Origin of the sequence: Brevibacillus sp. HB1.3, from assembly GCF_013186635.1 — a bacterium.
GTDB classification, from domain to species: Bacteria; Bacillota; Bacilli; order Brevibacillales; family Brevibacillaceae; genus Brevibacillus; species Brevibacillus brevis_D.
Map to the genome: position 1 here is coordinate 47,042 of NZ_JABMIT010000015.1, position 23,437 is coordinate 70,478.

The following is a 23,437-nucleotide window of genomic DNA, read 5'->3' on the forward strand; positions in this document are numbered from 1 at the left end:
TCAACGCAATCTCTTATGAATGCCAGTGATTGACCTCGAAAACGCTGATTCTACAAGGGAATTAGCCTTTCTTCTTTTCTATTTTTGTCCCCATTCGGTTAGATATACTCCCTTAGGAGACCATGAATCGTTCGACATAACGGTTCATGAAAGAACAGGACGGGGGAATTACAGTGTCAGTATGGATAGCAAGCCTAGCGATGATGATCGGCCTCATTCTGTCCGCCTATTTGCATCCTGCTTGGCTGCTACTGGCCGCAGGCTTACTGTGGGCACTCGTTGCATGTATCCCGTTACCATACCGCAAATGGGTTGCGTGCTACTCACTTATTTCTATTCTAGCAGGTCTCTTTTTTTATGGGTACGAGAATCTCCACAGCTCTGAAGTGAAACCATTAGCAGAAAGGGAGCAGACCATCTGGATAGAAGGTGTCATTGATTCTCCTGTGAGACGTGACGGGGATGCAGCACGATTTTTTGTCACAATAACATCATGGGGTGAAAACGAGCGTGATCAGAACGAGCATTGGTCTCTCGAGAAAATCGCGCTTCGTGTTAAACTTGCCTCTTTCCAGGAAGCCATACAAATAGAGCAGTGGAGACGTGGGAGTGTTATCGCGGCTCCGATCCGACTATCCTTACCAGCTCCTGCGCGCAATCCTCATGCCTTCGACTACGCCAGCTATTTGTATTGGCAAGGTGTCCATGTCACAGGGGAAACAAGCTATCAAGCGGTTGAGATGACACCTGCTTTTTCTGTTTGGGCGAGCTTCCAAGATTGGCAGGACTCGGGTGCAAGGCGAATTGAATCATTATTTACAGATCCAGAAACAGCGGGTTATATGAAGTCGCTCCTGCTTGGTCTTGGACAAGAGGTGAACCCCGAGCTTGCGGCGATGTATTCGAATTTGGGCTTAAGTCATATCCTCGCGATTTCCGGTTTGCATGTGACATTGGTCAGCTCTATGTTTATGTGGTGTTTGGAGCGGATTGGAATCAGACGCCGACTAGCATTTGTTGTAACGATTTTGTTCTTGATCGGGTATGTGCTTCTGGTGGGAGCCAGCGCGTCCGCGATCCGATCTGGACTGATGGGAAGTGTGGGGCTTCTCTGCCAGGTATTTGGAAAGAAGTTGGATGGCAAAGACGTCTGGGCTGGGGCGCTCATCCTAATGCTGCTGATGAATCCGTATCAGCTGTGGCATGTCGGTTTTCAGCTTTCTTTTGCGGTAACACTTGGTCTAATCATTTTTGTGCCATACAGCTTGCATGTGTTTGTTCGGGTACCTGTCTGGATTCGTACACTGCTGGCGGTTACTTTGTCAGCTCAGCTTGTTTCTTTTCCGTTTCTCATCTACCATTTTCATTTGTTTTCACCTGTGTCTTGGCTGGTCAATTTGATAGTGACACCGATTCTCTCGGCCATTGCGCTACCATTCGGGTATATTGCCGTTGTCCTCGATTTCGTCCACCCGTTTTTGGCGGTGATTCCCGTTTGGTTATCGACGGCAATGTTGAAATGGATTCATCTCCCGCTGTTTGCTATTGAAAAAATGAGGCTTCCGTTTACCTATTGGCCGCATCCTTCGTGGTGGTGGCTTGCGTTGTATACCTTATTTTTGGGTGCTCTGCCCATTTCATGGAGGTTGGGCTATCATCGAAAGCGTGATATAATGCTTACTTTCGTTATATTTCTCTCGTTCATTGTAGCGGCCAGACAGCCGTTTTCAGGAGTCGAAGAAGTGCGAATTACCTTCCTTGATGTCGGACAAGGGGATTCCATCGTTGTCGAAATTGGTGATCAGAAGGTATACTTAATGGATGCGGGTGGGACAATGCGATTCCCAGCTGCTGAACCATGGATGGAAAAACGTGACCCATTTGAGGTGGGGAAAGACGTCGTTTTGCCGTTTCTGATGGCCAGAGGAATCGAGAAAATCGATCGTGTCATCATGACGCATGGCGATCTGGATCACATCGGGGGATTCAAATCGCTTGTTCCTCATTTTTCTTTTGGAGAGGTATTGGTGAATGGAACAGCACCTTCGGAATTGGAGGGTGAGATTGTCCAACTTTTCCAACAAGAAGGAGTTCCGATACTAACCGGGCTTCCGGGTCAATCATGGTCAGATGCACCAGGAATCGAGTGGAAGTGGCTGCACCCGGGTGAATCGACTTTTTCAGGAAATGATGCATCCGTAACACTCCAGCTGACTGCTTTCAACAAGACTGTATTGTTTACAGGTGACATTGAAAAGGACGGGGAAAGTCAGCTTGTTCAAAACGGTTTGACTTCTGTGGATGTTTTGAAAGTAGCCCATCATGGAAGCAATACCTCGAGTACCGAAGAGCTCCTTGCAGTCACAGCACCAAAAGCTGCTGTAATCTCTGCCGGGTTGAAAAATCGGTACGGGCATCCTTCGCCCGAAGTGCTGCATCGCCTAAAAAAATCGGGTTCTGCCGTGTACAGGACTGATGCTCATGGAGCGATTACGCTGGTTATTACACCTACGGGATTATATTGGCAGCCCCAAATATTGGATACATAATCTGTTTGCAACTTTTTCAATGAGCGAACCGTCTGTAGGGGGGAGAAGAGAATATGCATGAAGCAGAGTTGATCAGGATGGCGCAATCCGGGGATCATGATGCGCTAGTCGAACTGCTTCGATCTATTGAGACCTCCGTTTACCGAAGCGCTTATTACATTCTAGGGAACGAACAAGACGCGCTCGATGCCTCCCAGGAAGTCCTCATTCGAATTTATCGAAAGTTGGACACCTATCAGGAAAAAGCAAAGTTCTCTACCTGGGTACAACGCATTGTCAGCAACGTCTGTATGGATAAATTTCGCGCGAAGAAGGAAACGGTCTCAATTGACGAGCACGAGTTGATCATTCCTGATCGTAACAACGTAGAAGAAGAAATCCTTCTCACCGGGCTGTCGAATGACATCCAGGAAGCCATCGGAAGATTGCCAAAGCAATATCGGATGGTTGTAGTACTCCGCTATCTGGAGGATTTATCTTATCAAGAAATAGCGGAGGCACTAGATTTGCCGCTTAACACGGTAAAGTCGTACTTATTTCGGGCTAGGCAACAGTTACAGGAGCTGTTGTACGACTACCAGAAAGGGGGGATCGGTTGATGACCAACGAAGAGATTTTTGAACTCATGCAGCGGGATTTGGATGGAGATTTGTCGGAGTCAGAGCAGCAACTACTCCATCGTTTGATCCAGAAAGATACTGACCTGCAGCTTATGTACAACCGTTTGAAAGATGTGTCACAACAATTAGAACATCTACCCCCTGTCGTACCTCCGATCAGCATCGTAGATTCTATCCTGCCCAAGCTGGAGTCAGCCGCTGCAAAGCCTGCTGCGGTGAAATCTACGGTGAACGAGGAAATCCTGCCCACTCTGGAAGTTAAGCGTGAGTCGTCTTCGCTGCCGGAATCAAAAAAGTGGAAGCGGATGAAAGTGTGGATGGCTAGTCTTGGTAGTACAGCCGTCGCTGCCAGCTTATTGGTTGGCATGCTTTTCTCGGGCGGTGATGGTAAAAAGCAAGAAGTCGATTCGTTCCAGAACGGAACGGACATGACGCCAGCGGTCGTGGAACAACCTAAAACCCTCGAGCCAGTTGCTCCCACTCCTCCAAGCAATAATCCAATATCATCGAATTCAAAAGAGGAAGAGGACAAGACTAAAAAGTCTACTAAATCGGCTACTCCGACGAAGAGTAAAAGGCCACCGGCAAAGAACGTTCAAAAGCAGACGCCGCCACCGAAGAAAACGAATCCGCCACAGCCACCGAAGAAAGTTGTACCTCCACCGCCAGTAATGACAGATGATCAACCATCGGGCTGGCCGATCGGACTGGATGAGAATCCGGACAGAGAAGACAAAGAACCTGCTAATGACAAAAAGGACGACGGCGGGGACAAGCAAGAGGAGAAAGACAAGGGAAAAAATAAAGAGAAGAAAAAAAATAAAGATAATGACTAACTTTTTTCCGCGTATGGACCGGCACCGCTTGCGGGGATTCTGCGTATAGTACATTATCAAGCACCCCCTGCTTACCGTTTGGGGAGGAGGAATCCCGGGGCTTTTCCCTAAACGTTTACATAGAGGTGCCAACGGATGAAAAAGCCGCTACCGATTCACTGGTAGCGGCTTTTTTTTCGCGTTGCTCTCATCAACATGTGCTATAATAACGCAGGTAAGAAGAAGGAAAGGGGAGAAAACGTATGCCACTCCTATCGGCTATTCGCGAAATACGGCAAAAACAATTCTCGCCGATCTACGTCTTATACGGTCCAGAGTCTTTTCTGGCCGAAGATTTTTTGGCGTTGGCTCGTAAAGAAATGATTGATCCAGAATTTATGGATTTGAATATGAGCGTGTATGATTGCACCGAAACAGGATTGAGTGAAATTCTGCAGGATGCGGAAACCTTGCCGTTTATGGGCGAGCATCGATTAGTGATTGCCAGACAAGCCTACTTTTTAACAGGAAGTAAGCCTTCGACGAAGGTAGAAAGTGACCCAGATGCTCTGCTGGATTATTTGCAAAATCCGCCTCCCTACACCACGCTTATTCTACATACAGAAGCGGACAAGCTCGATGAACGAAAAAAGCTGGTTAAAACGTTGCAGCAAAAAGCGAAAGTGATCCCTTTTCCGTTGCTAAAAGACGGGGATTTATACGGATGGGTAGAGCGGCAAGTGGGTAAATACCAGGCGAAAATTGATCGTCAGCAGACCATGAAGCTTGTGGAGCGAGTAGGAGCCGAGCTGCGTCTACTGGACAAGGAAATCGAAAAGATGGCTCTGTTTGTCGGGGTGGGGGAAAGCATCACGGATGACGCCATTGAGCTGCTCGGAGCACGTACGCTGGAGCAGGATGTATTCGCGCTGATTGAACAGGTCGCTTCGGGAAGATTGGACAAGGCACTCAGGATGATGTACGACTGCATGAAAACAGGAGAGGAGCCGATCAAGCTTCTGGCTCTCTTGGCGAGGCAGTTCCGCATGCTGTTGCATGTCAAGCAATTGGCCCCGCGTGGTTATTCACAGCAACAAGTGGCAGGCATGATTAAAATGCATCCCTACGCGGTGAAAAAAGCAATGGAGCAAGCGCGTCATTTTTCTGAGGAGTCGTTGAAAAAACTATTGGGGATCTTGGCCGAAGAAGATTTCCGGATGAAGTCAGGGCAAGTGGACAAGCGCCTCGCCCTCGAATTATTTATTGCACGTGCACACGACGAACGAACAAAACGGTCGTGACGATTTTTCAAAGTAAAAAACCCCTAGAACAAGATGTTCACGGGGTTTTTTGGCGCTTGGTCTCTTACGCTACAGGAGCGCTCAGAACGTTAAGCTTTTTCATCAAACGAGACTTTTGACGGTTTGCTGCGTTTTTATGAATGAGACCTTTCGAAGCGGCCTTGTCCAGCTTTTTCACAGCCACCAGAAGAGTAGATTTCGCCAATGCTACATCGGAAGCAGCGACAGCTTTCTCAAAGTTCTTGATGGAAGTACGCAGATCAGACTTTTGAGAAGCGCGGTGTGCGCGACGCTTTTCGATTGTTTTGGTGCGTTTAATCGCGGATTTAATGTTTGGCATGTGTGTCACCTCCTTAATACGACCATAGACATACAGTCATACAACAAAGTAATTCTAGCATGGGGCGAACCCATTTGCAAGAAAGGATTCGGAATAAAAATGCAGGATTCAAGCAAGCTAGTAGCAGGAACAAAATGGTCAGTACTTTTTTCACTTCGGATCAAAGGAGCTGATGAACATGGCACATAACATTGACTTGTCTGGTTATTCCATTCGTACGGATCTGGCCTTGGAGGCCCACGAGCTTGCTCAGCAGCAAAACCAGAGTGATATTGAAGGCATTTGGCTGCAAGCTGACGATAGCGAGCCCAATGTGAAAGTAACGAGATTGCATGTGGAAACAGAGGAAGCGGGAAAGGAAATCGGCAAGCTCCCGGGGCATTACCTAACCATTGAAGTGCCCAAGCTGCGAGATAACGATACATCGATTGAGGAGCAGGTGGCCAAGCGCTTTTCCGCCGAATTTGCGATGTTTCTCAAACAACTGGGGATCACAGAGGACAAAAAGGCTCTCGTCGTTGGTCTGGGTAACTGGAATGTGACCCCCGATGCGCTTGGACCAATGGTTGTGGAAAATTTGTTGATTACACGCCATCTGTACACGCTGGCGCCTGAAACCGTTGGAGAAGGGTATCGGGAAGTCAGTGCGCTATCACCGGGCGTCCTTGGGATTACGGGTATAGAGACGAGTGAGATTATTTTTGGCGTCGTGGAAAAAAGCAAACCCGATTTTGTCATCTGTATAGATGCTCTTGCGTCCCGCGCGCTGCACCGGGTCAACACGACGATTCAGATATCGGATACAGGGATACATCCCGGATCAGGAGTCGGAAACAAGCGCAAAGCGATTGATCAGGAGACACTTGGTGTTCCTGTGATTGCGATAGGAGTCCCTACGGTCGTTTTTGCCTCCACGATTGTAAATGATGCGATTACATACTTGCTGGGGCATTTTGGACAATCCATGGTGGAGAGCAAGCGGGCGTTTAACAAACTGGCATTGAGTACGCTGCCAGAGCGTAAGGAACCGTATACCGAAGAGGATTTGCCTGACTTGGAATCCCGTAAGACATTCATGGGATTGGTAGGCTCACTGCCGGAAGAAGAGAAACGGCAACTGATTCATGAGGTCCTCCGGCCGCTTGGACAGGACCTGGTCGTCACGCCAAAAGAAATTGACGATTTTATTGAAGGTGTGGCAAATGTGATCGCAACAGGCCTGAATCGCGCCCTGCACAGTGCCGTAAATGAAGAAAATAGCGGCTCGTATACCCACTAAGTCATGAAAAGCTAGAGTGAGAGAGAAAAGCTAGAAAAGGGTTCTATCGTCTCTATGAGCCTCATAAGCTAAAGCATAGACAAGCGCGAGGGAAAGGGAAAGTTCTCCCGACGTGCAACCATGCTACAGCTAGAGGAGTGAGACTGATGGCGACCCTCATTCAACGCCAATTCGTTGTTCTTTCATTTATAACCGCCTTCCTGTTTGTCATGACAGGAGTGCTTTCGCTCGGCGGGAATCGAATCGCAATTTCGTCCTCCGCCATTCAACAGGCCGCTTCTCATATTTCCAGTCTGGCGATTTTGGGATGGATGGGGCAGGAAATTCCGGTTTTGTCCGAAACCGTGCAAGCACAGGCTGATGATCGCACGAATAGCGTAACGGGTTTTCTCTTTCGCTTGGCAACCAATATACAGCCGGGAGACTTGCGCAGCTTGCTAGGCAGGGAGCTGCCTGGGATGGTGACAACAGAGGATGCCAGATTTGTCGTACAGGGAAAGGGGGCTTCTCTCGCAGATTTTTATTTGGAGTATCCCGCCCATCCAAAACAGGTAGCAGATCAATCGCAAGTAGTTCCAATCGTAGAGCCAAAGCCTGAGGATACCACCAAGTCTGGTGAAGCAAAGCCAGCTCCTGTGCCCAATTCAATCACGGACGGTAAAAAAATCGTCTACATCTATAACTCGCACAACCGGGAATCGTGGTTTAGTGAGACGAAGTCAGTGGGAACCTCGGTCGATCATCCTACGAGAAATATATCGTTAATCAGCAAGTACTTATCAGAAGCGTTGAATGACAGAGGCATTGGTTCCGATGTGAGCACCGACGACATCTATCAACAGCTATTGAACAAAAAAATGCATTACTCCTTTTCCTACGCGGAATCTTTGCAAGTGGTCAAAGCGGCAACAGAGAAAAACAAGGAACTGTACTACTTTTTCGATCTGCATCGAGACACAGCGCCACGAGAGCGTACGACGGTCACGATCAAAGGAAAAACGTATGGAAGAGTATTGTTCGTCATCGGAAAAAGAAACAAAAGCTACGAGAAAAATGAGGCGTTTGCAACAGAGCTGCATGAGTTGATGGAAAAAATGTACCCAGAGCTTTCGCGTGGCGTGATGGAAAAAGGCGCAAAAACGGATCATGGCGAGTATAATCAGTCACTCTCCCCGGGAAGCCTGTTAATAGAAATAGGTGGTACGGAAAACAGCGTGCAGGAAAGCAGGAATACGGCAGAAGCATTGGCAGATGTTTTCGCAGCCTATTATCAGCAAGCTGAAAAAGTAGGCAAACCAGTTTCTGACGAGCCTGCAAAGAGGTGACGGGCATGAACGTGACGATGAAGCTAACTGGACTATTAATCATCTTGCTGGTCGGGGTAGTTTTGGGATTGCAAACGGCTGAGCGTGGAATATCCAAGGTGAGTGGGGTGCCAGAGGGGCAGGCGCAAACCTTTTCCATCAAAAAAGTGGATCAAGGACAAGTGGAGATCGCGGTAATGGGCAAGCAGGTTCAGACTGCCAACCCGAAGGAAATGGTCAACTATGTCAGTCGGATTGGTTTGACTTTGGGTGGAAGCATTAAAAGTGGGGCGCAGAGTTTTGTCGATTGGGTAGGGAGTTTTTTTGAACCGTGAAAATGGTTTACGCGCAAAAAGAAGGGGTGCAGAAAGCCCCAGTGACAAAAGACCCGTACAGGCGGGTCTTTTGCATGTGACCACTGATGCTTCATGCGATCTGCTTAAACAGTGCAAGTGAGGCTACATCAACAATGAAAGGGTTATCATAAAATTCCTTTACATAATTTTCAAGCGAGAGTCAAATATTCTTTTTAGTCAGTAAAAAGGTAATAGTTAGAATTTATTGTGTTGCGAAAAAATTGAATAAATGACATAATGTCTATGGATAGGTCTATTTTGGAAGTATATTTCGGTGAGAGAGGTGAGCCACGTGTCACATCCTGTCCTACAAATTGAAAACCTGCAAACGCACTTTTTCACGGACCGCGGCCAAATCCCTGCCGTTGATGGCGTGACGATCACGGTACAAAAAGGAGAAGTAGTCGGTATCGTAGGCGAATCCGGCTGCGGAAAGAGCGTTACCTCCCTTTCCGTCATGAAGTTAGTACCCAATCCCCCAGGGAGAATCGTGGGAGGTTCGATTAAATTCAAGGGGGAGGATCTCGTATCTGTCGACGAAAAGCGAATGAGAGACATCCGCGGAAATGAAATTGCGATGATCTTTCAGGAGCCGATGACGTCTTTAAATCCGGTGTTTACGATTGGAGACCAGATAGGAGAATCAGTCCGATTACATACGAAAGCGAGCAAAAAGGACGCAAGAGCACGTGCGATTGAGATGTTGAAAAGAGTCGGAATTCCTCGAGCGGAGGCGATTGTCGATGAATACCCGCACCAGCTTTCTGGAGGCATGAGGCAGCGTGTCATGATTGCGATGGCAATGGCTTGTAATCCAGCGCTTTTGATTGCAGACGAGCCTACTACTGCGCTCGACGTGACGATTCAAGCGCAGATATTGGACCTGATGCGCCAACTCAACCGGGAAGCTGACACATCCATTCTCCTCATTACCCACGATCTTGGGGTCGTTGCGGAAATGTGTCACCGTGTCGTGGTGATGTACGCAGGCAACGTGATTGAACAAGGCGATGTTCGTACGATCTTAAAAAATCCGAAGCATCCTTATACGATCGGCTTGTTGAATTCGTTGCCGAAGCTGGAAGGATCACAGGAGCGTCTCTATTCGATTCCAGGCAACGTCCCGATCCCGGGTTCGCTTACTGTCGGATGCCGTTTTGCACCTAGATGCGATAAAGTTTCAGACCGATGCCGCAGTGAGATGCCGGATTTAAAAGTGGTAGGGGACAATCACCTTTCCCGCTGCTGGCTGACCGAATAACCCGAGAGGAGCATGCAGGTGGCTGAAGATCTTCTGGTTGTAAAAAATTTAAAAAAGTACTATCCAATCACTGGCGGTGTTCTTGGAGGGGAAGTAGGTGTAGTAAAGGCGGTAGATGACGTATCGTTTACCGTTAAGAGTGGCGAAACCTTGGGGCTGGTAGGTGAGAGTGGCTGTGGAAAGTCCACGACGGGGCGTTCCTTGCTGCGACTGATTGAACCGACCTCCGGTGAAATCAACTTTGAAGGGACAGATGTCATGTCACTTTCCACAGATGCCATGAGAAAGATGAGACGTGACATGCAAATTGTCTTTCAGGATCCATTTGCTTCGCTTAACCCCAGACATAATATTGAGAAGATTTTGGAAGAACCTTTGATTGTACATGGCTTGGGTTCTTCAGCAGAGCGAAAAAAGCGCGTGCAGGAAATGCTGGAGATCGTTGGTCTGAGCAGCTATCACGCAAGCCGCTATCCGCATCAATTCAGTGGAGGACAGAGGCAGCGGATCGGTATTGCGAGAGCGCTGATGCTCAAACCCAAATTGATCGTTGCGGATGAGCCTGTGTCTGCATTAGACGTGTCCATTCAGTCGCAGGTGCTCAACCTCATGCAGGATTTGCAACGCGAATTCGGCCTTACATACTTGTTCATTGCCCACGATTTGAGCGTAGTGCGTCATATCAGTGATCGAGTTGGCGTGATGTACCTTGGCAGAATTGTCGAGCTGACGACGAGTAGCCAGTTGTATTCCAATCCGCTCCATCCGTACACGAAAGCATTACTTTCGGCTGTACCTTCGCCAGACCCTGATGCCGTACGAGAAAGAGTGATCCTCCAGGGAGATGTACCGAGCCCTGCAAAACCTCCAAGTGGCTGTACATTCCATACGAGGTGTCCCCATGTGACAGAGGAGTGTCGTACTGTGCGCCCAGAATTTGCGGACACAGGCGATGGTCACTTTGTTGCTTGTCACTTATACAAGTCCTAATCGACAAAAGGGAGTTTGCCTGCCGAATAGGAAGTCTTGTAAAGGGGGGATGCAAAGCAGGAGGTATTGTATCGGCCATTTACCAAAAAGGAACATGCGACTAATAGTAGAAAAAGGGGGATGTTTTCATGAAGAAGAGAGTTCTCTCCGCAACCATGACCAGCCTAGTGGCGCTGGCCATGCTGATTGCTGGATGCTCTAGCACTTCTACGACACCAGCGCCGGCAGAACAAGCAAAGACAGAAACTCCGGCACCTGCAACTGAGCCTGCCAAAACTGGACCGAAGCAATTAATCATCGGTCGCGGTGCAGACACAAAAGGGCTTGACCCAATTACGCAAACAGATGGTGAGACATTTAAGGTAACGGAGAACGTCATGGATACATTGATTGGCTTCGCGGATGGTTCAACAGAGCTCGCTCCATCGTTGGCCGAGAAATGGGAAGTGACTCCTGATGGTCTCGTTTATACGCTGAAACTGAGATCAGGCGTGAAATTCCACGATGGAACTGATTTCAATGCAGAGGCGGTTAAATACAACTTTGAGCGCTGGAGCGACAAGAGCCATCCACAGCATTCACCAGAGGGCTACGAGTACTACGTGAGCCAGTTTGGTGGGTACAAGGGTGACGCGACTCACATTATCAAATCTGTAGAAGCAGTCGATCCGACCACTGTAAAATTCACGTTGAATCGTCCTTTGGCTCCATTCCTTGCCAACCTGGCAATGTCTCCTTTCGCGATTGGCTCGCCTGAGGCATTGAAAAAGGATGTTAAGAAATTCAATGAGCACCCAATCGGTACAGGACCTTTCAAATTCGTAGAGTGGAAGCGCAATGACACGATCACACTTGAGAAAAACCCTGATTACTGGAGCCCAGGATATCCGAAGCTCGATAAGCTGGTGTTCAAGGTCATTCCGGAAAACACGGCACGTCTGACTGCTTTGGCATCTGGCGAGATTGATTTGATGGATGGTCTGAACACAGATGATATCCCAGCAGTAAAAGACAACAAAGACCTGCAACTCTTCCTGCGTCCTACTAATAACATCGGATACATCGGCTTCAACGTAGAGAAGAAGCCACTCGACAATCCAAAGGTTCGTGAAGCCATTGCTTATGCGATTAACAAACCTGAAATCGTAACTGCCTTCTTCGATGGGGTTGGAGAACCAGCAGTCAACCCAATGCCAAAAACGATGTGGGGACATAACAACGATATTAAAGATCGTGAGTTCAACCTCGATAAAGCAAAACAATTGCTGGCCGAAGCAGGACATCCAAACGGCTTTAAAATCAAGTTTTGGGCAATGCCAGTTCCACGTCCGTACATGCCAGAAGGTGTGAAGATTGCTGAAGCAATCCAGCAAGACCTGAAGAAAATCGGGGTTGATGCTGAGATCGTGACGATGGAATGGGCAACGTATTTGGAAAAGACTCGTTTGGGTGAGCAAGAAATGTTCATGCTTGGTTGGACAGGTGACAATGGCGACCCTGACAACTTCTTGGCTGTCTTGCTCGACAAAAACAACATCGGAAGCAACAACTATACACGCTGGGCAAACGAAGAAGCACATCAATTGATGATGAAAGCACAGTCAACCCCAGACCAAGCAGAGCGCGAAAAAATGTACAAAAAAGTACAAGAGATCATTTTCAAAGATGTGCCAATGGTTCCGCTGGCACACTCTACACCAGCATTGGCAGGAAAAGCGAATATCGTAGACTACAACCCGCATCCAAAAGGATCTGAAAGTTTGGAAAAGGTAGACTTCAAGTAAGCTGATTCATCGGAAAAGGGTAAGAGGAGTGCATACCTCTTCTTACCCTCCTTTCATTCATTTAGCCATTATTTTATGCAGGAAGGCGAGGAGATGGCATTGCTAGCTTACAGCATTCGAAGAATTTTAATGCTCATTCCTGTCTTAGTGGGCATGTCAATCATCGTTTTTTCCATTATTCGTGCCATCCCTGGTGATCCGGCTTTGACGATTTTGGGAGAAAAGGCAACACCACAAGCGATTGCAGACATACGAGAAGCATTGGGATTGAATAATCCGTGGTACATACAGTATTTCGATTATATGAAAAATATTTTGAGTGGAAATCTTGGGGAATCATTGCAAACGAATGCGCCGATTTCAGATGAAATCATGCCTTATTTGGCGGCGACGACTGAACTTACAATTGTGAGCATGCTGATTGCGGTGTTTATCGGTGTAAATGCAGGGATTCTTTCTGCGTGGAAGCAAAACTCCTGGTTTGACTACTGTGCGATGTTGATCGCTTTGGTTGGTGTATCCATGCCGATTTTTTGGCTAGGTTTGATGGAGCAATGGGTGTTTGCCCAAGAACTGAAATGGCTGCCATCAGTTGGTCGCGACAATTCGCGTAATCCCATAGAGGCAATTACGCACTTTTATATACTGGATACGATGATGGCTGGTCGTTGGGATCAGCTATGGGAAGTTATCAAGCATTTGATCCTGCCGGGAATCGCGTTAGGTACAATCCCGATGGCGATCATTGCACGTATCACTCGTTCGAGTATGCTGGAAGTCATGCGTGCTGACTATGTCAGAACCGCTCGTGCAAAAGGGCTGACACAGTTTTGGGTCGTGTACAAGCATGCGCTGAAAAATGCAATGATCCCTGTCTTGACGGTAATTGGTTTGCAAACAGGGTTGTTGCTGGGTGGAGCCGTTTTGACAGAGACGATCTTTGGATGGCCAGGAGTTGGTCGCTATATTGTGACCGCCATTGGAAACCGTGACTATCCGGTTATCCAATCCGGTATCCTTGTAATCGCGACGATTTTCGTCCTGATCAATCTCTTGGTCGACCTTCTGTACGCCTATATCGATCCGCGAATCAAATATCGCTAAGGAGGGACGAAGAGACATGGCACAACCACAATTACAACCACAAGATCAGGTAGTACCTTTAAAAGTGAAGCATGAAGAAGTAGTCTCTCCTTGGAAGGATGCATGGAGGACACTGCGAAAAAACAAGCTGGCGTTGGTGGGCTTCGGGATCATTTTGTTTTTCATTGTTGTGGCGGTACTAGCTCCATGGATTGCTCCGTATCCGTACGACAAAGGCGAGCTCGTGATGAAAAACAAGCCACCTTCTGAAGCGCATTGGTTTGGAACAGATTACAATGGTCGTGATGTCTTTAGTCGCGTTATTTATGGGGCACAAATCTCCTTGTGGGTAGGGACGTTCTCTGTCATTGGCTCCGTTCTCGTAGGGACCTTGTTCGGTCTTTTGGCAGGATACTATGGCAGATGGATCGATACGATCATTTCGCGTCTCTTTGATATTATGCTTGCGTTTCCGAGTATTCTTTTGGCAATCGCTGTGGTTGCCATCTTGGGGCCATCTTTGCAAAACGCCTTGATTGCCATTGCGATTATTAACATTCCGACATTTGGGCGGTTAGTACGCGCCCGTGTATTGAGCTTGAAGGAAGAGGAATTCGTCATGGCCGCAAGGGCAATCGGAATGAAAAATTCCCGGATTATCATGCAGCATATTTTGCCGAACAGCCTCGCACCCATCATTGTGACCGGGACGATGGGGATCGCAACAGCAATTATTGAAGCAGCTGCACTTGGCTTTCTCGGACTGGGAGCACAAGCGCCAGAACCAGAATGGGGAAAAATGCTCGCTGATTCACGTCAGTACATTCAGAAAGCACCATGGACCGTTATTTTTCCAGGGCTCTCTATCATGCTGACAGTTCTCGGCTTTAACTTAATTGGGGACGGCTTGCGTGATGCACTTGACCCGCGGATGAAGAGCTAGTCCAATTGTAAAAAGACAGAAGGGAATGGAGATACCGTCCTTCTGTCTTTCTTATTTATCCCTCTTCCATGAAGGTGCGGCACAACTGATTGAAAGCAGGCGCAGCTTTCGTGATTACCTGATGCCTTACGTTTGGGATCATCTCGAGTCTTGCTTTTGGCAATTTCATCGTAAGCATTTGCGCATAATGATGCATACGTTTATCTTGTTCGCCATAGGCAAGTAAAATCGGAAGCTGGATCTCGCCTAGACGCTCTGTACATTGATAGCGATGACCGGCACCGTAAAGGTATTTTAAGCTAGTGGGATCTGTTTTGGAGGCGTGCGCCGTCCATTTTTCCCGCATTTCTGGGCTATTGACATGTGAGGAGGCAATGGAACGGGCAAGAAGAGGAACTCCGTGAAGCATCGACAATGCCTGCGCCATCCAGAATCGTCCATGCAAATACAGGTCATTCACTTCAGAAAAACCGCTCACGAGTATACCGCCTCGTGCATGATCAGGATAGCGAAGACAATATTCAAGGGCGATAGAAGCACCTTGGGAGTACCCCAAAATAAAGGGACGCTCAATGCCGAGAGACGGGATCAGCTTATGGAGTCGTTCTGCCAATTCCCCAATCGAATAGGGCTTCTCCATGGGCGAACTATCACCATGTCCGGGCAAATCAGGGACAATGAGCTGATAAGTATCTGCGAGTGTTTGCTGATAAACAAAATTGATAGAGCCGATGCATGGCGCATGGATACACAATAACGGCTGGCCTTTCCCCGATATGTGAAAAGCAAACTGCTTGCCATCCTGATGGACGAGTATTTGTTCCATTTTTGTTTTCACCCCACCCTTAGGTTGTCCGATCCGAAGTAGATTTTGCAATTGAACTCTTCTTTTTTTGATGGGGAAGTGGTATTCTCGCAATAGAATAATTGGTGAAAGCAGGGTGAAGAAGTTGTTTCAAGAGCGCATTTCGAAGCTCCACACGTTTTTGACAGAGCAAGAGCTGAACGCGGTGTTGATTACCTCTCCCAAGCACGTCTACTATTTGACCGGATTTTTTACTGACCCGCATGAACGTTTTATGGGTCTGGTTATTCCTGCTGAAGGAAAGCCTTCCTTAATTGTACCTGCTCTTGATCGTGAGGCAGCAGCAGAGGCTTCGTTCGTTCAAGATATCCATACACATACGGATATCCAAAATCCGTATGAAATTCTCAAGCAAGTGTTGCCAGCGAACTTGGCGAAGCTCGGAATTGAGAAAAGTCATATGACTGTCGAGCGCTATGAAGCACTTGGACAAGTTGTTCTGGCGTCGAGCTATGTGGACGTGGAAGAGCCACTGCGTGAAATGCGTTTGATCAAATCCGCGGACGAAGTGGATCGTCTAAAGCACGCTGTTCAGTTGGTCGAGGATTCCTTGCGTGAGACCTTGAAAAAAGTCAAGACAGGCATGACCGAGACAGAAATCGTAGCGGAGCTGGAATTCCAGATGAAGCGCTTGGGTGCAGAAGGTCCATCCTTTACGTCCATGGTGTTGGCAGGGGAGAAGTCCGCTTTGCCACATGGGAAGCCAGGAACGCGCCAAGTGCAAGAAGGCGACTTGCTTTTGTTTGATATCGGGGTAGCTGCGAACGGATATGTATCCGATATTACTCGTACCTTTGCTGTAGGCGAGATCAGTGCCCAGCTACAAGAAATTTACGAGACAGTTTTGGCTGCTAACGAAGCGGCAATTGCTGAGATTCGTCCCGGTGTGACATTTGCGCATTTGGATAAAACCGCTCGTGACGTTATCACTGCAAAAGGCTACGGAGAATACTTCATGCACCGCCTTGGGCATGGACTAGGGATGGATGTACATGAATATCCGTCTGTTCACAGCCAGAACCAAGAAGTGCTTCGTCCAGGAATGGTCTTTACCATCGAGCCGGGCATCTATTTGCCAGGAGTAGGCGGCGTGCGGATTGAAGACGATGTTTTGGTTACGGAAACAGGCGTTGAAATACTCACGCAGTTCCCGAAAAAACTGACTTCTATCAACGAATGAAAAATCATGAAAATTGAATACGTATCGAATGGTGCTGGATGGCATATGCCGTCAGCTTAAAAGGGAAGTCCGGTGAAAAACCGGCGCGGTCCCGCCACTGTAACGAGGAGCGCCTAGCGAATAGCCACTGTTTTTTGCGAGACAAAAAATGGGAAGGTAGCTAGGTGTGTTGATCCGTAAGCCAGGAGACCTGCCATGCGATCATTTACAATCGACCCACGAGGATGGGGCAGATGTGGAAGCAGTCTATAAAAGGGCGCCTTTGCGCCTGTTATGGCTATATCTACGTTTGTCATGCGCCTCCCGATTGAAATGGGGGGTGCTTTTTTTGTGGAAGCATTTGATTTACTACAACATTTATAAAAGAAAAAGGGGATTACAGATGTTTCATGCAAACAAAACACATACAGTAATGAAAGGACTAGCTTTCGGTATCTTGACAGCTACCATGCTTTTGGTTTCAGCCTGCGGTTCCACTACAACACCGCAGGCCCCAGCCAAAACAGAACAAACGGCTGCTCCAGCAGCAGAGAGTAAGCCTGTAACACTCACCAATAATGGCATCGAAATGACCTATCCAACAGTACCTGAGCGTGCCGTGACATTGAACCAACACGTCACGGAAATCATGCTGGCATTGGGCCTGGCTGATAAAATGGTCGGAACCGCTTACCTGGACGATGAAATTCTTCCAGAGTTAAAAGCAGATTACGACAAGATTCCGGTACTGTCTGACAAGTATCCTACGAAAGAAGTGCTGTTGGCAGCGAACCCAGACTTCGTGTACGCCGGATGGAAAAGCGGATTCGGTGAAAAGGGAGTAGGATCGATGCAGGATTTGGAAAAGGTCGGCATCAAATCGTATCTGCAAGCGTCTTCTAGCATGCCTGGACCGACTATTGACGATGTGTTTGCTGACATTACGAATATTGGACGCATTTTCCGTGTGGAAGACAAAGCCAATGATTTGATCCATAAAATGAAGAGTGAAATGGACCAAACGCTTAGTAAAATTGGCAAGGTGGACGAGCCGCTGAAAGTGTTCGTGTACGACAACGGGGAAGATAAACCGTTCACAGCAGCCAACAACTACATGACGTCTTTAATCAAGACTGCTGGCGGCAAGAACATTTTTGACGATATTCAAAAGGGTTGGGCAGAGGTCAGTTGGGAGCAAGTAGTGAGTCGCAATCCAGACGTGATTATTATCGTAGACTACGGGGATAGAACTGTTGAGCAAAAGCGTCATTTCCTTTTGACCAAAAAAGAACTGGCGGATATCCCGGCGATTAAAAATCAACGACTGATGGTATTGCCCTTGTCTGCGGCTTCTGAAGGCGTTCGTGCACCGATTGCGCTGAAAATTTTGGCGGAAGGACTCTACCCGGATAAATTCAAATAGAGTACGCCCCTTTTAAGGGAGGGAATAGCACTGCAACAGATCAAGTTACCTTCTATCATCATTACTTTATTGGTCGGACTCTTCCTCTCGATTACGTTCGCAGTTACGCTCGGATCGGTGGAGATTAAGCCGACTACGGTATGGAAAATCGCCTTATCAAAAATTCCGATGTTGACTCAATGGATTGAGGTGGACTGGTCCAAAGGGGAGCAAACCATTATTTGGGATATTCGCTTTCCGCGTGTACTCTTGGGGGCGATCGTCGGCGCAGGTCTGTCTGTCGTGGGAGTAGCGATCCAATCGTTAGTTCGCAACTCCCTGGCTGATCCGTATGTGTTAGGCGTATCTTCAGGTGCTTCCGTTGGAGCTACTTCGGTAATTATTTTCGGAGCATTCAGCATGTACGGGCAGTATGCGTTAACCTTTGGCGCTTTTACAGGCTCCCTCGTGTCCATTATTCTTATTTTTACGCTATCTCGTATTGGAGGACAAAACTCGACGGTACGCCTGCTCATGGCTGGAATTGCGATATCTGCGATCTTGTCGGCCATTACTAGTCTCCTTGTTTTTTCAGCGCCGAATGAGCATGGAATTGGAACGGTCCTGTTTTGGTTAAGTGGCAGTCTGGCTGGCGGCAAATGGGAGTACCTGACGATTCCTACATTGATTGTCGTCATCTGTCTCATCGTCTTAATAGCCCAATACCGCTCGCTCAATGCGATGCTGATGGGCGAGGAGTCAGCAGGAACATTGGGAGTTAATACGGTACAATTCCGCAAGCTACTCTTGGTGATCACGGCACTGCTCACGGGTGTGATCGTGTCCATCGCGGGATCAATCGGTTTTGTCGGATTAATGATGCCCCATATCGTCCGTGTGATGGTCGGATCAGATCACAGACGTGTCCTGCCTGTCAGCGCTTTGTTTGGCGCGATATTTCTCATCTGGGTTGATGTAGTCGCCAGGCTCGCATTTGCACCGGAAGAGCTGCCGATTGGTATTTTGACAGCGCTGTGTGGTGGTCCATTCTTTATCTGGTTGATGCTGCGGAGTTCTTATTCCTTTGGAGGTAGCGGACGATGAATTTGCAGGTTGAGAATATATCGGTCGAACTGGAGAAAAAGGGAATCCTGCGCAACGTCAGTTTGGAGGTGCGCTCCGGAGAGTTTGTGGGACTGATCGGGCCGAATGGCAGTGGGAAGTCCACATTGCTAAAAAGTATTTATCGGGTACTAAAGCCGCGTTCGGGATGGATTTCACTGGATGGCGACGACGTATACAAGCTAACCTCGCGTCAAAACGCTCAGCGAATGGCGGCAGTACGGCAGGAATCCTCTGTTGAATTTGATTTTTCGGTAACCGAAATCGTGAATATGGGACGTGCTCCGCATAAACGACTATTTCAGTCGGATAACGCAGAAGACCTTCAGATTTGTGAAGAAGCACTACAGCGGGTAGGGATGCATACATATGCCGATCGCAGCTTTTTCAGTTTATCGGGTGGGGAGAAGCAGCGGGTGTTAATTGCCAGAGCTTTGGTGCAGCAAGCCCAGTTCCTTGTCCTTGACGAACCGACGAACCATTTGGATGTTCGATACCAGTTGCAGGTGATGGATCTGGTCAAAAATCTTGGGATTACGGTGTTGTCCTCGTTGCATGATCTCAATATTGCAGCGATGTACTGTGATCGTCTGTACGTGATCTGTGACGGGGAAATCGTTACATCGGGGACGCCAGAGGAGGTCTTGACACCTACTCTGATCCGGGATGTTTTCGGAGTAGAGACAGAAGTGACGACCCATCCTATTACTGGAAAAAAGCATGTATATTTCTACTCGGAAGCGATCTGTGTGAAACCATCTATCCAGAAGGTAATGAGTGGAGCCAACTGACAGGGGGCAAGTTGAGTTTCTTTGATTTTCATTAAGGGGGGATGCCTAGTTGGCGTCCTTTTTTGTTAAGCCGACGGCAGTAAAAGCGGAAGAGAACTTCGCTCCAACTGTCGGGGCTTTATCAGTTAGATGCAAAGGTTCTCTTATTGATCAAAGGAGCCGTGCAATACGTCGCGAATTTGTTGGTAAGAAAAATCCATAGAACAAGATGGGAGATGACCCGTATGACTGAAGTAACGAGAGAACAGGCGCGCAAATTTCATGACGGTGTTCACGTTCTGGATGGGCATTTTGATCTGCTGATGGATGTGGAGATTCAGCGTGGATACGGTCGAACCAAAATGATCGAGACAGAGTATTTGCCACGGTTTCAGCAGGGGGGCGTGCATTCCATCGTGGCAGCCGTGTTCGTCGAGGATGCTTTTGTACCGGAGATGAGTCTGCGCAAGGCGCTCAACCAGATTAGCGCAATGCATGCGGAGGCGGCTGAGTCACCCGAGCACATCGTCATCGCCAAAAATCTGGATGATTTGCAACGGGCAAGAGCGGAGGGAAAAGTATCGTTCATTCTGTCGTTGGAAGGGGCAGAGCCGCTGCATAACGATTTGAGTCTCTTGCGTGTCTTTTATGAGCTCGGAGTACGGATGATGGGGCTGGTTTGGAGTCGGCGCAATTTCGTTGGGGACGGTAGCTTTTTTGCACCAGTGCGCGAAGGGAAAAAAGGCGGCATTACCGATTTCGGTGTGCGTCTTATCGAAGAAGCGGAAAAACTGGGGATCGTCATCGATGTGAGCCATTTGAATGACGAAGGGTTCTGGGACGTGATGGAAATCGCTGAAAAGCCAGTGATTGCTTCTCATTCCAACAGCCGAACAGTCGTACCGACGATGCGCAATTTGACAGATGAGCAGATCAAAGCGATTGCAGAAAAGGGCGGACTTGTCGGGTTGAATGCGTTTAGCATGTTCACAGCGGCTAACAGCGCCGATGCAACTATCGAGAGACTGATAGATCATGTTGACTATATGAAAAAGCTTGTCGGAGCAAGGTACATCGGTATAGGCCTAGACCTGTGCGATGATTTGACGAAATATTTGCCCTTGGACAAGATTGCCAAAACCAAAGAAATGCCATTTGACGTAGTAAAAGGTCATGCGTCTCTTCCTGATATTACGCGTGAACTGATGAAGCGTAGGTACACGGATACAGAAATCGAAGGAATCTTGGGTGGTAATTTCCTCAGAGTGTATCAGCAAGTGTGGAAGTAGATCCGATAACAGGAGGAATGCCGGATGGCACAGACTGGTCTTACACTAGCTTCTTTTGGCTATTATCAATCTGGTATCAAGGTAGCTGACATACGTTTTGAGGATGGGGAAGTTTGGCATCGAAGCACAGGTTGGGATAAGGGTGTTGTGGCTGACGGTCTATTTGCACAACTGATTGAAGGGGAAGCCGCCTACGAGTTGCCTCTCCTCACTCTGGCACAAAAGCTGCTGGAATGGGAGCGAATCGACTGGGAGAGCGAACAAGTCGTATTTTTGGAAAACGGAGGGCACTACCAACGCCATCTATCCATCGAAGGAACAGGTCCCGCAGGGCAAAAGCAAGCGTGGATCTGGGCGGTACGCGAAACGGCGCAGCCAATTGACCTGATCATTTGTGAAAACGAAGTCATCGCATTTGTGCTGACAGGTCGCGGTGATAGTGTCATATTGGCGAAAACAGGGTGGGAGAATTTGACGCCACTTACCATGTGGCAGGACCCTCTGCTGTCTGAAGTTAACTACGGTGTACATCATTTGGGTAGGCATGATGTAGAGATGAGGGATGGCATTCGTTTGGCGACCGAGGTTTGGCTGCCTGCGGGCTTGGCGGAAGGACAGCGAGTTCCAACGATTTTCATGCGCAGTCCCTATGGACGGATGGATGGCATTTTTCGCCGTTTACCCTTTGTAGCACGCGGATATGCGCTGGTTGTTCAGGATACACGCGGACGAGAAGATTCCGAGGGAGAGTGGATTCCACTCGTTCACGAGCGCAATGATGGAGACGACAGTCTCAACTGGATCGCAAGTCAGGAGTGGTCGGATGGCAGCATCGGGATGCTCGGCGGCTCGTATGTGGGGTATGTGCAATGGGCTGCGGCTGCAAGCGGAAATCCACATTTGAAGGCGATTTTCAGCTACGTGACAGTAGGAACGCCTTATGTGGACATTCCGCGCAAAGGGGGAACGATCCTTGGCGGTCTGTCGTGGATTTTCATGATGGCAGAGAAGCGGCGAAATGTCGCAGCTCTTTCCCGGGAGGACTGGAGTGAGGTCATCAAGGTGCGTCCGATTAAGGAAATCCCGCAAAAAGTGCTGGGGAAAGAAATCCCGTTTTGGACAAAATGGATGGAGCATCCGGACGGAGACGAGTTCTGGGCCATGTCAGACTGGAAACGGCATGCGGATCAGGTGAAGGTGCCTGCTTTCCTCGTATCAGGATGGTATGACGACAACGGGATGGGGACGAGCGAATCGTGGGAGGTTGTCTCACGAAATGTACCAGAGCACGCCAGACTCATCTTGGGACCGTGGTATCACAAGGCGAATACGACGCGAGAAATCCATCATGTGCCCTTCGGAAACAACGCCATCCGCTACGATCTGGATGTGACACAGCTCCGCTGGTTTGATCGCTATTTAAAAGGAGTGGAAAATGGCGTCGATCAAGAGCCTCGTGTCGAGTACTACATGGTGGGAGAAAACGAATGGAAGACCTCGCAGACTTGGCCGCCAGCGGAGATGACACTGACGAATCTGTACCTGAGCAGTGGGGGAAACGCCAATACGAGCGGCGGAGATGGAACACTGACCTTGTCCATCCCAGGTGAACAGGCGATGGATACGTATAGCTATGATCCGCTAGATGCAGCACCGTATCTGCTGGATTTGTCCGAGAATGAAAACAGCGTTCCGGAAAACTATCGTGATGTGGAAAAACGCTTAGATGTCCTTGTCTACACATCAGAGCCATTGGAAGAGCAGGTCGTCATCGCGGGAGAAATCTCGGCGGTTATCTATGCATCCAGCTCAGCACGGGATACAGATTGGCTGGTCCGGTTGTGTGATGTAGATGAGGAAGGTAATTCGATTCGTTTATCGGACGGGATTATATGTGCGCGCTACCGTCACTCGTTTACGGAGCCCGAGCTACTTGTTCCAGGACAAATCGAATGCTATGAGATTCGCATGACCAAGATCGCCAACGTCTTCCGGAGGGGGCACCGCATTCGCGTCTCGGTTACTTCTGGTGCTGAGAACTTCTCGTTCCCGAATCCGAATACAGGCAACGATCTGGCAACGGAAACTGAGACGGTCATCGCTTCGCAATGTGTCTATCATGACAGCAAGTATCCGAGTCATATCAAGCTCCCCCTCTTACGGTTTGGGGGAAGTAAGGAATCTTCAGGAGGTAATTAAAGCATT

20 protein-coding genes and 1 riboswitch are annotated in these 23,437 nt (G+C 48.3%); of the genes, 18 read left to right on the top strand and 2 right to left on the bottom strand.

Annotation, left to right across the window (positions count from 1 at the left end):
• Positions 1 to 146: 146 nt before the first annotated feature.
• The 4 genes from HPY31_RS25810 (at position 147) to holA (ending at position 5,285) form a co-directional block, all read left to right on the top strand.
• A complete protein-coding gene (locus tag HPY31_RS25810; RefSeq protein ID WP_172142993.1) occupies positions 147 to 2,549 on the top strand; it encodes a DNA internalization-related competence protein ComEC/Rec2 in 2,403 nt (800 codons plus the stop codon).
• Between the two features lie 53 nt (positions 2,550 to 2,602).
• On the top strand, positions 2,603 to 3,148 hold the full coding sequence (locus tag HPY31_RS25815; protein WP_012685711.1) for an RNA polymerase sigma factor: 546 nt from the start codon (positions 2,603 to 2,605) through the stop codon (positions 3,146 to 3,148).
• Complete coding sequence (locus HPY31_RS25820) at positions 3,148 to 4,005, top strand: anti-sigma factor family protein (protein WP_172142994.1); 858 nt, start codon at positions 3,148 to 3,150, stop codon at positions 4,003 to 4,005. Before HPY31_RS25815 ends, HPY31_RS25820 begins: the two co-directional genes overlap by 1 nt.
• 242 nt (positions 4,006 to 4,247) lie before the next feature.
• Complete coding sequence (gene holA, locus HPY31_RS25825) at positions 4,248 to 5,285, top strand: DNA polymerase III subunit delta (RefSeq protein WP_172142995.1); 1,038 nt, start codon at positions 4,248 to 4,250, stop codon at positions 5,283 to 5,285.
• A gap of 64 nt (positions 5,286 to 5,349) precedes the next feature.
• On the opposite strand, the gene rpsT is transcribed toward holA, so the two are convergent.
• Positions 5,350 to 5,625, bottom strand: a complete 276-nt coding sequence (gene rpsT / locus HPY31_RS25830; RefSeq protein ID WP_012685714.1) for a 30S ribosomal protein S20 — start codon at positions 5,623 to 5,625, stop codon at positions 5,350 to 5,352.
• Between the two features lie 178 nt (positions 5,626 to 5,803).
• Here rpsT and gpr point away from each other — a divergent pair, with 178 nt between their 5' ends.
• The 8 genes from gpr (at position 5,804) to HPY31_RS25870 (ending at position 14,625) form a co-directional block, all read left to right on the top strand.
• A complete protein-coding gene (gpr, locus tag HPY31_RS25835) occupies positions 5,804 to 6,904 on the top strand; it encodes a GPR endopeptidase (protein WP_064200857.1) in 1,101 nt (366 codons plus the stop codon).
• A gap of 146 nt (positions 6,905 to 7,050) precedes the next feature.
• Positions 7,051 to 8,229, top strand: coding sequence for a stage II sporulation protein P (gene spoIIP, locus HPY31_RS25840; protein WP_012685716.1), 1,179 nt, complete (start codon positions 7,051 to 7,053; stop codon positions 8,227 to 8,229).
• Positions 8,230 to 8,234: 5 nt separating this feature from the next.
• Positions 8,235 to 8,543, top strand: a complete 309-nt coding sequence (locus HPY31_RS25845) for a YqxA family protein (RefSeq protein WP_007727739.1) — start codon at positions 8,235 to 8,237, stop codon at positions 8,541 to 8,543.
• 313 nt (positions 8,544 to 8,856) lie between these two features.
• Positions 8,857 to 9,825 (top strand): ABC transporter ATP-binding protein, encoded by a 969-nt coding sequence (locus tag HPY31_RS25850; protein WP_172142996.1) that lies wholly within the window; start codon positions 8,857 to 8,859, stop codon positions 9,823 to 9,825.
• Between the two features lie 18 nt (positions 9,826 to 9,843).
• Positions 9,844 to 10,815, top strand: coding sequence for an ABC transporter ATP-binding protein (locus tag HPY31_RS25855; protein WP_371811790.1), 972 nt, complete (start codon positions 9,844 to 9,846; stop codon positions 10,813 to 10,815).
• A gap of 128 nt (positions 10,816 to 10,943) precedes the next feature.
• Positions 10,944 to 12,599: an ABC transporter substrate-binding protein gene (locus HPY31_RS25860; RefSeq protein WP_172142998.1), complete on the top strand. Its 1,656-nt coding sequence runs from the start codon at positions 10,944 to 10,946 to the stop codon at positions 12,597 to 12,599.
• 93 nt (positions 12,600 to 12,692) lie between these two features.
• Positions 12,693 to 13,703, top strand: a complete 1,011-nt coding sequence (locus HPY31_RS25865; protein ID WP_016742595.1) for an ABC transporter permease — start codon at positions 12,693 to 12,695, stop codon at positions 13,701 to 13,703.
• Positions 13,704 to 13,719: 16 nt separating this feature from the next.
• On the top strand, positions 13,720 to 14,625 hold the full coding sequence (locus HPY31_RS25870) for an ABC transporter permease (RefSeq protein ID WP_172142999.1): 906 nt from the start codon (positions 13,720 to 13,722) through the stop codon (positions 14,623 to 14,625).
• A 55-nt stretch (positions 14,626 to 14,680) separates the two neighbouring features.
• On the opposite strand, the gene HPY31_RS25875 is transcribed toward HPY31_RS25870, so the two are convergent.
• Positions 14,681 to 15,451, bottom strand: a complete 771-nt coding sequence (locus HPY31_RS25875; RefSeq protein ID WP_172143000.1) for an alpha/beta fold hydrolase — start codon at positions 15,449 to 15,451, stop codon at positions 14,681 to 14,683.
• A 124-nt stretch (positions 15,452 to 15,575) separates the two neighbouring features.
• On the opposite strand from HPY31_RS25875, the gene HPY31_RS25880 reads away from it, so the two are divergent.
• From HPY31_RS25880 to HPY31_RS25905, 6 genes are all read left to right on the top strand, one after another.
• Positions 15,576 to 16,670, top strand: coding sequence for a M24 family metallopeptidase (locus tag HPY31_RS25880; RefSeq protein ID WP_172143040.1), 1,095 nt, complete (start codon positions 15,576 to 15,578; stop codon positions 16,668 to 16,670).
• Between the two features lie 12 nt (positions 16,671 to 16,682).
• Positions 16,683 to 16,882: riboswitch (cobalamin riboswitch) on the top strand.
• 170 nt (positions 16,883 to 17,052) lie between these two features.
• Positions 17,053 to 18,072 carry an ABC transporter substrate-binding protein gene (locus HPY31_RS25885; RefSeq protein WP_172143001.1) on the top strand — a complete coding sequence of 340 codons (1,020 nt, stop codon included), beginning with the start codon at positions 17,053 to 17,055 and terminating at the stop codon, positions 18,070 to 18,072.
• Positions 18,073 to 18,141: 69 nt separating this feature from the next.
• Complete coding sequence (locus tag HPY31_RS25890; protein ID WP_172143002.1) at positions 18,142 to 19,155, top strand: FecCD family ABC transporter permease; 1,014 nt, start codon at positions 18,142 to 18,144, stop codon at positions 19,153 to 19,155.
• A complete protein-coding gene (locus tag HPY31_RS25895) occupies positions 19,152 to 19,964 on the top strand; it encodes a heme ABC transporter ATP-binding protein (protein WP_172143003.1) in 813 nt (270 codons plus the stop codon). The genes HPY31_RS25890 and HPY31_RS25895 overlap by 4 nt, the downstream gene beginning before the upstream one ends.
• A gap of 224 nt (positions 19,965 to 20,188) precedes the next feature.
• A complete protein-coding gene (locus HPY31_RS25900) occupies positions 20,189 to 21,232 on the top strand; it encodes a dipeptidase (protein WP_172143004.1) in 1,044 nt (347 codons plus the stop codon).
• 24 nt (positions 21,233 to 21,256) lie between these two features.
• Complete coding sequence (locus tag HPY31_RS25905) at positions 21,257 to 23,431, top strand: CocE/NonD family hydrolase (RefSeq protein WP_172143005.1); 2,175 nt, start codon at positions 21,257 to 21,259, stop codon at positions 23,429 to 23,431.
• The last annotated feature ends 6 nt before the right edge of the window (positions 23,432 to 23,437 follow it).

Bases quoted from the DNA above. Each gene is read 5' to 3' on its own strand.
- HPY31_RS25885 (WP_172143001.1), top strand. From the start codon at position 17,053: ATGTTTCATGCAAACAAAACACATACAGTAATGAAAGGACTAGCTTTC.
- HPY31_RS25875 (WP_172143000.1), bottom strand. From the start codon at position 15,451: ATGGAACAAATACTCGTCCATCAGGATGGCAAGCAGTTTGCTTTTCAC.
- HPY31_RS25860 (WP_172142998.1), top strand. From the start codon at position 10,944: ATGAAGAAGAGAGTTCTCTCCGCAACCATGACCAGCCTAGTGGCGCTG.
- HPY31_RS25810 (WP_172142993.1), top strand. From the start codon at position 147: ATGAAAGAACAGGACGGGGGAATTACAGTGTCAGTATGGATAGCAAGC.
- HPY31_RS25820 (WP_172142994.1), top strand. From the start codon at position 3,148: ATGACCAACGAAGAGATTTTTGAACTCATGCAGCGGGATTTGGATGGA.
- HPY31_RS25905 (WP_172143005.1), top strand. From the start codon at position 21,257: ATGGCACAGACTGGTCTTACACTAGCTTCTTTTGGCTATTATCAATCT.
- HPY31_RS25865 (WP_016742595.1), top strand. From the start codon at position 12,693: ATGGCATTGCTAGCTTACAGCATTCGAAGAATTTTAATGCTCATTCCT.
- HPY31_RS25900 (WP_172143004.1), top strand. From the start codon at position 20,189: ATGACTGAAGTAACGAGAGAACAGGCGCGCAAATTTCATGACGGTGTT.
- HPY31_RS25815 (WP_012685711.1), top strand. From the start codon at position 2,603: ATGCATGAAGCAGAGTTGATCAGGATGGCGCAATCCGGGGATCATGAT.
- holA (WP_172142995.1), top strand. From the start codon at position 4,248: ATGCCACTCCTATCGGCTATTCGCGAAATACGGCAAAAACAATTCTCG.
- HPY31_RS25870 (WP_172142999.1), top strand. From the start codon at position 13,720: ATGGCACAACCACAATTACAACCACAAGATCAGGTAGTACCTTTAAAA.
- spoIIP (WP_012685716.1), top strand. From the start codon at position 7,051: ATGGCGACCCTCATTCAACGCCAATTCGTTGTTCTTTCATTTATAACC.
- HPY31_RS25895 (WP_172143003.1), top strand. From the start codon at position 19,152: ATGAATTTGCAGGTTGAGAATATATCGGTCGAACTGGAGAAAAAGGGA.
- rpsT (WP_012685714.1), bottom strand. From the start codon at position 5,625: ATGCCAAACATTAAATCCGCGATTAAACGCACCAAAACAATCGAAAAG.
- HPY31_RS25845 (WP_007727739.1), top strand. From the start codon at position 8,235: ATGAACGTGACGATGAAGCTAACTGGACTATTAATCATCTTGCTGGTC.
- gpr (WP_064200857.1), top strand. From the start codon at position 5,804: ATGGCACATAACATTGACTTGTCTGGTTATTCCATTCGTACGGATCTG.